We start from the raw sequence: 9,494 nt of genomic DNA, 5'->3' as shown, positions 1-9,494 counted from the left end.
ACGACACCCTCGGTGCGGGGCGGCCCTTCCTCGGTGTCTCTGGCTTGAGTGATTGCGGGTGCCGCGTTTGCGCCACGGAATACTATGGAATTGCCCATGAATGGCTTTCGATCGAGTGCTTGGGGCACATTCCGGCAGATGCGGAATGCGCAATGGGCAGTCGCCGCAAGCTCGATGGACAGGCATCAGGAAAAGCGCACGCGCAGCCGAAAGCCGGGCCTCTTGCGGGGCCGGGAATCAGGTCTGCAGCGTGGCCTGGAGGCGCTAGGGCTTCAAGCGTGCACGACTGCAAAGGGACGTGTCGAATGGGACATGGGTTCTCTCCTTTGCGATGGTGGACGGGAGCCGCGAATGCGGCAAAGACGGGGATGCTAGGGACAAGCGGCCGGTGCCGCAAGCGAAGTCGCAGGCGCGTGGCGGATTGCATACAACGCAAGATGGAAAAAGCCCCGCAGGCAGGTGCCGGCGGGGCTTTTTGATGAAGGGCCTGTGCCCGTTCAGTCCTGCGGGCGGAATCCGATGACCAGGTCCGAAGGCACGCGGCCATCGATGTCGCGCGGCAGCGTCTCGGTCTTTTGCAGCGCGCGGATGACGGCATCGTCCCAGGCCTTGTTGCCGCTGGACTTGGCGATGGTGGCGCCGGTGATGGTGCCATCGGGTGCGGTGCGCACGCGCACCTCGGCCCGCGGGTTGCCGCTGATGGCGTCCGGGTAGACGATGTTGGGCTTGACGCGCGCGGCCACCTTGGCGCCATAGCCGGCCGAGGGGCCTCCGGCCGAGCTGCCCGAGCCGCCGCTCTTGCTGCCACCGGCGCCTTCGCCGGCCGAGCCGCCGCTGCCGGCCAGGCCCTGCATGCGGCGGATGTTCTCCAGGCGGCGTGCCTCGGCTTCCTTGGCCTCGCGCGCTTCCTTGGCGGCCTGTTCCTTCTTGCGCTTGTCCTCGGCGGCCTTCTTCTCGGCTTCTGCCTTGGCGGCCTTTTCTTTCTCCGCCTTCTCGGCTTTCTCGCGCTCGGCCTTGTCCTTGGCAGCTTTTTCCTTGTCCGCCTTTTCCTTTTCGGCCTTGTCCTTCTTTTGCTGCTCCAGGCGTTCCTTGCGGTCCTGCTCGGCCTTGTCCTTTTTCTGCTGCTCGAGCTTGTCGCGGCGGTCCTTCTCGGCTTTTTCCGCCTTCTCGCGCTCGGCCTTGTCCTTGGCCGCCTTCTCGGCCTTTTCCTTGTCCAGGCGCTCCTGGCGTTCCTTTTCGCGCTGCTCGCGGGCGGCCTGTTCGGCGCGCTCCTTCTTTTGCTGCTCGATCTTGCGCTTCTTCTCCAGCGCGATCTCGGCCTCGCGGTCGTCGTCCACGGCCTGCGGCTTGGGAGGTGGGGGCGGCGCAATCACCGGCGCGGGCGGCGGCGGTGGCGGCTGGGGAACGGGCTCGGGCGCAGGTGGCGGGGGCGGCGCGGGCACGGGCAGGGCAGGGGCCGGTGCGGCCGTGGACCAGAACTCGGCCTCGACCATGGGCTCGTCGGCCTGCTTCGGGGGGCGCACGGTCCACAGCATGGCGGCCACGAGCAGCCCGTGCGCGGCCACGGCCATGGCCCACGAACGGGTGCGGCCGCGCGTGCGCGGCGGTGCGAACTGGTCGTGGTCTTGCAGGTTGGGCATGGAGTCGAAGGCGGGCGGCGCTGCTTACTGGGAGGACTTGACGCCGAAGGCCACGCGCTTGACGCCGGCCGATTGCAGGGCCGACATGGCGGCCATCACGGTCTCGAAGGGCAGCTTCTTGTCGGCCGAGATCAGCACGGCGCTGTCGTCGCTTTGCTGGTCCTGCCAGCTCCTGGCGACCGCGCCCAGTTCCTGGATCGTGACGGTCTTGTCGGTGCTGCCGGCCTTGATGCGGATGCCGCCGTCCTTGTCGATCATCACGTCGGCGCGCTTCGGGGGCGTGCGCGCGGCCTTGCCGGCACTGGGCACGTTGATGGAGCCCGGCGTGAGCATGGGCGCTGTCACCATGAAGATGATGAGCAGCACCAGCATCACGTCGATGAAGGGCACCATGTTGATCTCGTTGACGGTGCGGCGGCTGCGGCCGCCGCGCGAGGCTACTGCGGGCATGTGCTCACTCCTTGCAAACTGTGCGCGACTTCAATGGCCTGACGGGGTGCTGGAGCCGGTCGCACCCACGTTGCGCTGCAGGATGTTGGAGAACTCTTCGATGAAGGTTTCCTGCTGGCTGGCCACGCGGTCGATCTGGTGGGCGTAGCGGTTGTAGGCCGTGACGGCCGGGATGGCGGCGAACAGGCCCATGGCCGTGGCCACCAGCGCCTCGGCAATGCCGGGGGCCACGGTGGCCAGCGTGATCTGCTCCATGTTGGCAAAGCCGGTGAAGGCGTGCATCACGCCCCAGACGGTGCCGAACAGGCCCACGTAGGGAGAGACCGAACCCACGGTGCCCAGGAAGGACAGGCCCGACTCGACCTCGTCCATCTCGCGCTGGAAGCTGGCGCGCATGGCGCGGCGCGTGCCGTCCATCAACTGGTTCACATCGGCGATGCGGCGCTCGCGCAGCTTCTGGTACTCGCGCATGCCGCTGGCGAAGATGCGTTCCATGGGGCCGCCCTGCTTGGCGTGGTGGGCCGCCGAGGCATAGAGATCGTTGAGGCTGGTGCCCGACCAGAAGTCCTGCTCGAAGCCGTCGTTGAGCGTGCGCACGCGCTTCAAGGTCTGCGACTTGCGGAAGATGGTGGCCCAGCTGGCCACCGAGGCGCCCACAAGGATCAGCATGACCAGCTGCACGACCCAGCTGGCCTGCAGCACGAGGCTGAGTATGGACATGTCATGGGAGTTCATGAGAGTTGCTCCAGGATGCGGTTCGGAATTCTTGCGGGGCGCATGGTCGAGCCATCCACCCATCCAATGCGGATCGTGCCTTCGCACAACAGGGGCGGCGGCGCATTGCCATCGCCGGCGGATGCCAGCAGCGCCTGCTGGCGTATTGTCAGCGAAGCGCGGCCGCTGCTTTGCAGCTCGGCGGTAACAAGGAGTTGGTCATCGAGCCGGGCCGCCCGCAGGTATTGCAGCTGGGCCTGGGTTACGACAAACATGCCGCCCGTTTGTTCCCGCAACTGCTGCTGGCCTATGCCCAGGGCGCGCAGCCACTCGGTGCGGGCACGCTCGAAGAACTTCAGATAGTTGGCGTAGAACACGATGCCGCCGGCATCGGTGTCCTCCCAGTAGACGCGGATGGGAAATTCGAAGGCCATGTGCGGCGGGCCTCAGGCCAGCAGGCGCTGCAGGCGGCGCACGGCCTCCTGCAGCTGTTCCATGGAGTTGGCCGTGGAAAAGCGCACGAAGTCGGCGGTCTCGAACGTGCCGAAGTCGCGGCCCGGCGTGATGGCCAGGTGGGCGCGCTCCATGACGGCGTAGGCAAAGTCCCAGCTGCCCTGGACGCCGAGCCTGGCGGCAGCGGCACGGCAGTCGGCCCAGGCGTAGAAGGCGCCGTCGGGCTGCACGGGCACGGGCAGGCCCAGGGCCTCGAGCGCGGGGATGAAGAAGTCGCGCCGGGCCTTGAACTCGGCGCGGCGGCGTTCGTACTCGGCAATGGACTCGGGCTCGAAGCAGGCCAGGGCGGCGCGCTGCGAGACGGTGCTGGCGCAGATGAAGAGGTTCTGCGCCACGCGCTCGACCACGGGCACCATGGCCTCGGGCACCACCATCCAGCCCAGGCGCCAGCCCGTCATGTTGAAGTACTTGCTGAAGCTGTTGATGCTGATCACGTCCTCGCCCAGCGCCAGCGCGGTCTGGCCGAAAGCCGCATCGTACGAAAGGCCCAGGTAGATCTCGTCGATGATGGTCAGCCCGCCCCGGGCGCGCACCACGTCGAGGATGCGGCGCAGCTCGGCCGGCGCAATCGAGGTGCCGGTGGGGTTGGAGGGCGAGGCCAGCAGCACGCCGCGCGTGTGCTCGTTCCAGGCGGCCTCGACCTTGTCGGCGCTCAGCTGGTAGCGCTCGGCCGCCGTGGTCGGCACCATCACGGCCCGGCCTTCGGCTGCGCTCACGAAGTGGCGGTTGCAGGGATAGCTGGGGTCGGGCATGAGGATTTCGTCGCCCGCGTCGATGGTCGCCAGGCAGGCCAGCTGCAGCGCGGCCGAGGCGCCGGCCGTGACCACGATGCGCCGCGCCGGCACATCCACGCCGAAGCGCTGCGCATACCAGTGGCTGATGCGCTCGCGCAGCTGGGGCAGGCCCAGGGCCGGCGTGTACTGCGTGGCGCCGTCCTGCACGGCACGGGCCGCAGCCTCCTGCACCAGCGGGGGCGCGGTGAAGTCGGGCTCGCCGATGTTCAGGAAGATCATCGGCGTGTCGCTGTCCGCGCAGCCGCGCGCCATCTCCTGCGCCGCCTTGGCGATCTCCATCACGTAAAAGGGCTCAATGCGGTCGGCGCGGGTCGAAAACTTCATGACGGGTGAAATCCTGAAAGAGGCGCCCGCGCCCGGCAGGCGCGGGCGGGCCAGGGACGGCCGGATGCGGCGGGGCCTGTGCCCCGGTGGATGCAGGCGCGTGGCAGGACGCGCTTCAGCCGGCCTGGCCGGCCGCGTCGTCGGCCGCAGGCGCGGCCGGTGCAGCAGGCGCTGCGCTGCTCTTTGCGGCGCGGTCGTGTGCCACCTCATCGGCGCGCAGCGTGGGCGCCAGGCCGTTGAGCACGGCGTTCACGTACTTGTGGCCGTCGGTGCCGCCGAATTCCTTGGCCAGCTCGATGCACTCGTTGAGCACCACGCGCCAGGGCACGTCCATGCAGTGCTGGAATTCATAGACGCCTATCCACATGCTGGCGTGCTCGATGGGCGAGATCTCGGCCATGGTGCGGTCCAGCTTGGGGGCGATCAGTGCGTCCAGGTCCACCTGGGAGTTGATGCAGCCGCGCAGCAGCGCGTCGTAGTGCACCGAGTCGGCCTTGTGAAAGCCCGACAGGTCGCGCGTGAAGCGGTCGATGGCCTCCACGTCGTTGCCGCCCACCAGGTGCTGGTACAGGGCCTGCAGCGCGAATTCACGCGCGCGGCTGCGGTTGGACTTGGAGGCGGCCTTGCGCGCGCCGGTGCTGGTCAGGCCGGTGCGGCTCTGGCGGGGAGGGCGTGCGGAGGCCGGTGTGGAGTGTTCGTCGCTCATGGTCGGTCAATGGTTTGGAGCAGGTTGGCCATTTCCACGGCGACCCGGGCCGCGTCGCGTCCCTTTTCGGTCTGGCGTGCAATGGCCTGCTCGGTGTTCTCGGTGGTGATGATCGCGTTGGCGATCGGCAGCTGGTAGTCCAGGGCCAGGCGCGTGACACCCGCGCCCGATTCGTTGGCCACCAGCTCGAAGTGGTATGTCTCCCCACGGATGATGCAGCCCAGCGCCACCAGGGCGTCGTAGCGGTCGGACTCGGCCATCGCCTGCAGCGCCACGGGCACTTCGAGGGCGCCGGGCACGGTGACGTGGTCGATGTTTCCGGCCTGCACGCCCAGGGCCAGCAGCTCTTCGCGGCAGGCCTGGGTCAGGCTGTTGGTGATGCTTTCATTGAAGCGGGCCTGCACGATGCCAATGCGCAGTTGCGCACCATCAAGATTCAGGGCCTGGCCCTTTTCTGCGTTCAACATTTCTTATTCCTTGGGGATGTAGCCGCTGATTTCGAGGCCGTAGCCGGCCATGCTGGGCAGGCGGCGCGGCTGGCCCATGAGCTGCATGCGCTGCACGCCGCACTCGCGCAGGATCTGCGCGCCCACGCCATAGGTGCGCAGGTCCATGCGGCCGCGCTCGGGCGCCTGGGCGGCGCGTGCGCTGCCGTCGAACTGGGCCAGCAGCTGGTCGCCGCTTTCGCCGCAGTTGAGCAGCACGGCCACGCCGTGGCCCTGGCGGGCGATGTATTCGAGGCTGGTGTCCAGGCTCCAGGAATGCAGGGTGCGGCCGGTCTCCAGCGCGTCCAGCACGGACAGCGGCTCATGCACGCGCACGGGCACGGGCGTGTCGGCATCCCACTGGCCCTTGACCAGGGCCAGGTGCACGGACTGGCTGGGCAGGTCGCGGAAGGCATGGGCGATGAACTCGCCATGCGCCGTCTGCAGCGGGCGCTCGCCGACCTTGCTGAGCAGGGATTCGTTGCGGCTGCGGTACTGGATCAGGTCGGCAATGGTGCCGATCTTCAGGCCGTGCTCGGCCGCGAACAGCTGCAGGTCGGGCAGGCGGGCCATGGTGCCATCGTCCTTCATGATCTCGCAGATCACGGCGGCGGGGCTGCAGCCGGCCAGGGCGGCGAAGTCGCAGCCGGCCTCGGTGTGACCGGCGCGCATGAGCACGCCGCCGTCGACGGCCTGCAGCGGGAAGATGTGGCCCGGCTGGACCAGGTCCGTGGGCTTGGAGTCCTTGGCCACGGCGGCCTGCACGGTGCGGGCGCGGTCGGCGGCGGAGATGCCGGTGGTCACGCCCTCGGCCGCTTCGATGGAGACGGTGAAGGCCGTGCTGTACACGGTGCCGTTGCGCGCGGCCATGGGCGGCAGCTTCAGGTATTCGCAGCGCTCGCGCGTGAGCGTCAGGCAGATCAGGCCGCGGCCGAAGCGCGCCATGAAGTTGATCGCCTCGGGGGTGACATGGTCGGCGGCCAGCACCAGGTCGCCTTCGTTCTCGCGGTCTTCCTCATCGACGAGGATGACCATGCGGCCCGCGCGCATGTCGGCAATGATGTCTTCCACCGGCGAGATGGGCACGGGGGACGTGGAGTTGTTCATGGAGTGCCTTCTGGAGGAGCCGGGTCGTGCGGACGGGGCGCGGCACACGCGCCGGCTTCCTCGGCCTGGCAGGCGTCAGAAGTGGGCTTCCAAAGAACGTGTGGCGCGGCGCAGCCGCTGTCGGCAATCGGCATGACCCGGAATGACCTTGCGAAAGCGCACATTCTATTCCAGCGGCCATCGGCCGCAGGCGGCGCGGGCTTTGGCCGGATTCAGGGGCCGGGGTCCTGCAGCACCACATCGCCTTCGGGATAGGCGATGCAGGGCAGCACGCAGCCCTCGGCCCGCTCCTCGCGCGTCACGCCCGGCCATTCGATCTCGTAGCGCACGCTGCCCGACACCAACTGCCCGATGCAGGTGCGGCAGGTGCCGTTGCGGCAGGAACTGGGCCAGTCCACGCCGCCCTGCTCCAGCGAGTGCAACAGCGGCTGGTCGGCCCAGGCATCGACCTGCAGACCGCTGGGCGTGAGGCGGGCAGTGAAGAAGGGCGGGGAAAAAGGGGAGGAGGCGGGGGAATCCTGGCTCATGGTTATCAAGGGGGGGCTGCAATTCTGTGGGGCGAAGGGTGTTTGTACCCTGTATCGGGCTCTGTATCGGGCCTATATCAGGCAATGTCTGGCACCAGGGGCCGGGTTGAGGTGGGTCTCCCGGGCAGCGGTCAGCGGTGCGCTAGGCTTGGCGCCATGCATATCAAGCCCTACCTCCTGCCTGTGCTCGTTTTCCTGCTGGTCGGTCCCGGTGTGGGCGTGCTGACCGTGATGCTTGTGGGCGCGGACGGTGCGCCGGTCCTGCCGGTGAACTGGCTGCTCGTCGTGTTCGGCTATGGCATAGGTGCTGTTCCTGCCGCTTTGGCGGGGGTGATCTATGTGGTCGGCTGGCCTCTCAGGGGCCTGCTCCAGGTACTGAGCACCAGGGAGTTCGGCGCCGTGCTGGGTGCGGTGAGCGGTGTCGCCGCACTGGCGGCATGCTTTTCAGCGACCTCCGGCACGCCGTTTCCCAAATCCCTCGGCGTCTATGTCTTTCCCCTGGTTGCCGGTGCCGTCTGCGGGGCGCTTGCAGCGCATGCGCGTGATGAGGCCTGTGAGGGGAGCGGGTCGCAAGGCGTTTGAACGCGTCCGGCTGCGACGCACAGGTTTGCCTGTTTTTTGAGCAATTGGCTGGCTTGTTTGTCAAATCAATGACTTATGTTGCGAATTCGGCATTTTTGGCGGCTTGTCCACATGCTTGTCCAGTACGAATGGGGGTAAATGCGTACATGCGGGTTGCGCGGTGGATAAGCGGGACGCGGCCCGAAAATCCGGGGTCTTCTGCCTATTTTTTAAGCGTTCCTCCTGTTTCTCTTTTGAATCAATGACTTGCGTTTCTTATCCCGCCCGCCGTGAAAGTTGTTCACAAGATTGTTCAGGGTGAGGCGGGATAAGTCGGGCACACGACTTGTGGATTTGATTAAAAAATAGGCAAAACGAAAAAATCTAATCAAAACAATTACTTAACCAGCCAGTCCCGAGCCTGCACATGGTTTTCCACAGGCTTGTCACGAAATGATGGGGACAAGGCCGGCGGGCCTGCCGCAGTCGCTTCGGCAACCGGAATGCGGCCGGCGTCCGTCTACATTGCTGGGTGGCCGGTGCCCTGCCATCCGGAGGGCGCAACCGGCATCCAACGACACAAAGGGAGCATCTCCATGGCGATTGAGTTTGAAGGCCGCGTGGCCATCGTGACGGGGGCCGGCGGCGGCCTGGGGCGCCTGCATGCGCTGGCGCTGGCGGCGCGCGGCGCCAAGGTGCTGGTCAATGATCTGGGCGGCGCGGTCGATGGCAGCGGCGGTTCGGCCACGGCGGCCCAGGCCGTGGTGGACGAGATCCGCGCGGCGGGCGGCCAGGCGCTGGCCAACGGTGCATCGGTCACCGATTTCGAGGCCGTGCAGGCCATGGTGCAGCAGGCCGTCGATGCCTGGGGCCGCGTGGACATCCTGGTCAACAACGCCGGCATCCTGCGCGACAAGAGCTTTGCCAAGATGGGCATGGACGACTTCCGCCTGGTGGTGGAAGTGCACCTGATGGGCGCCGCGCATTGCTGCAAGGCCGTGTGGCCGCACATGCAGGCGCAGAACTACGGGCGCATCGTGATGACCACCTCGTCCACGGGCCTGTACGGCAACTTCGGCCAGGCCAACTATGGCGCGGCCAAGCTGGCCCAGGTCGGCCTCATGCAGACCCTGGCCATAGAAGGCGCCAAGCACGGCATCCATGTGAATGCGCTGGCACCCACGGCGGCCACCCGCATGACGGAAGGCCTGATGCCCGAGGCCGTGCTGGCCGCCCTCAAGCCCGAGGCCGTGGTGCCCGCCATGCTGGTGCTGGCCCACGAAAGTGCGCCCACACGCACCACGCTGTGCGCAGGCGCGGGCGGCTTCGAGGCCGCCTTCATCACGCTGACCGAAGGCGTTTACCTGGGCCAGGGCGAGCAGGTGCCGGAACAGCTGGCCGCGCAGCTGGCCCAGGTGCTGGACCGCAGCGGCGAACAGGTGCCCGCCAGCGGCGCCGCCCAGGGCACGCTGGAAGTGGGCAAGGCCATGGCTGCAGCCCGTCGATGACCAGGGGCCGGCCAGAGGTTTCGCCGCTGGCCGGCCTGCCCTTGCCCGGTATCAAGGCAGCGCCGGCCGGGAGGGCAAAACTCTGACATATTCCTTTCGCTCGCGGCGATCCCATGCGGGGCAACAGGCCAAAACGCGTGGTTAAGCGGACAGGCGCCATCGCGT

General features: G+C 67.4%; 11 protein-coding genes. 2 read left to right on the top strand and 9 right to left on the bottom strand.

Going from position 1 to position 9,494, the window contains the following annotated elements:
- Positions 1-497: 497 nt before the first annotated feature.
- From tolA to DTS01S_RS25900, 9 genes are all read right to left on the bottom strand, one after another.
- On the bottom strand, positions 498-1,640 hold the full coding sequence (gene tolA / locus DTS01S_RS25940) for a cell envelope integrity protein TolA (protein ID WP_017406058.1): 1,143 nt from the start codon (positions 1,638-1,640) through the stop codon (positions 498-500).
- Positions 1,641-1,664: 24 nt separating this feature from the next.
- Entirely contained in the window at positions 1,665-2,090 is a 426-nt protein-coding gene (locus tag DTS01S_RS25935; protein WP_016453907.1) for a biopolymer transporter ExbD, read from the bottom strand.
- 30 nt (positions 2,091-2,120) lie between these two features.
- Positions 2,121-2,825, bottom strand: a complete 705-nt coding sequence (gene tolQ, locus DTS01S_RS25930; protein ID WP_016450454.1) for a protein TolQ — start codon at positions 2,823-2,825, stop codon at positions 2,121-2,123.
- Positions 2,822-3,238: a tol-pal system-associated acyl-CoA thioesterase gene (ybgC, locus tag DTS01S_RS25925; protein ID WP_016450455.1), complete on the bottom strand. Its 417-nt coding sequence runs from the start codon at positions 3,236-3,238 to the stop codon at positions 2,822-2,824. The genes tolQ and ybgC overlap by 4 nt, the downstream gene beginning before the upstream one ends.
- Before the next feature lie 12 nt (positions 3,239-3,250).
- On the bottom strand, positions 3,251-4,435 hold the full coding sequence (locus DTS01S_RS25920; protein ID WP_061289592.1) for a pyridoxal phosphate-dependent aminotransferase: 1,185 nt from the start codon (positions 4,433-4,435) through the stop codon (positions 3,251-3,253).
- 115 nt (positions 4,436-4,550) lie between these two features.
- Positions 4,551-5,141, bottom strand: a complete 591-nt coding sequence (gene nusB / locus DTS01S_RS25915) for a transcription antitermination factor NusB (protein WP_016453904.1) — start codon at positions 5,139-5,141, stop codon at positions 4,551-4,553.
- A complete protein-coding gene (gene ribH, locus DTS01S_RS25910; protein WP_016450458.1) occupies positions 5,138-5,608 on the bottom strand; it encodes a 6,7-dimethyl-8-ribityllumazine synthase in 471 nt (156 codons plus the stop codon). Before ribH ends, nusB begins: the two co-directional genes overlap by 4 nt.
- A gap of 3 nt (positions 5,609-5,611) precedes the next feature.
- Entirely contained in the window at positions 5,612-6,733 is a 1,122-nt protein-coding gene (ribBA, locus tag DTS01S_RS25905; RefSeq protein WP_061289589.1) for a bifunctional 3,4-dihydroxy-2-butanone-4-phosphate synthase/GTP cyclohydrolase II, read from the bottom strand.
- A 212-nt stretch (positions 6,734-6,945) separates the two neighbouring features.
- Complete coding sequence (locus DTS01S_RS25900) at positions 6,946-7,260, bottom strand: 2Fe-2S iron-sulfur cluster-binding protein (protein ID WP_016450460.1); 315 nt, start codon at positions 7,258-7,260, stop codon at positions 6,946-6,948.
- A 156-nt stretch (positions 7,261-7,416) separates the two neighbouring features.
- On the opposite strand from DTS01S_RS25900, the gene DTS01S_RS25895 reads away from it, so the two are divergent.
- Both DTS01S_RS25895 and DTS01S_RS25890 read left to right on the top strand, forming a co-directional pair.
- Positions 7,417-7,842, top strand: a complete 426-nt coding sequence (locus tag DTS01S_RS25895) for a hypothetical protein (RefSeq protein WP_016453902.1) — start codon at positions 7,417-7,419, stop codon at positions 7,840-7,842.
- Positions 7,843-8,417: 575 nt separating this feature from the next.
- Positions 8,418-9,329: an SDR family NAD(P)-dependent oxidoreductase gene (locus DTS01S_RS25890; protein ID WP_016453901.1), complete on the top strand. Its 912-nt coding sequence runs from the start codon at positions 8,418-8,420 to the stop codon at positions 9,327-9,329.
- The last annotated feature ends 165 nt before the right edge of the window (positions 9,330-9,494 follow it).

Origin of the sequence: Delftia tsuruhatensis NBRC 16741 (assembly GCF_001571325.1) — a bacterium.
GTDB lineage: Bacteria > Pseudomonadota > Gammaproteobacteria > Burkholderiales > Burkholderiaceae_C > Comamonas > Comamonas tsuruhatensis.
This window is presented reverse-complemented; position numbering and strand designations above follow the sequence as displayed.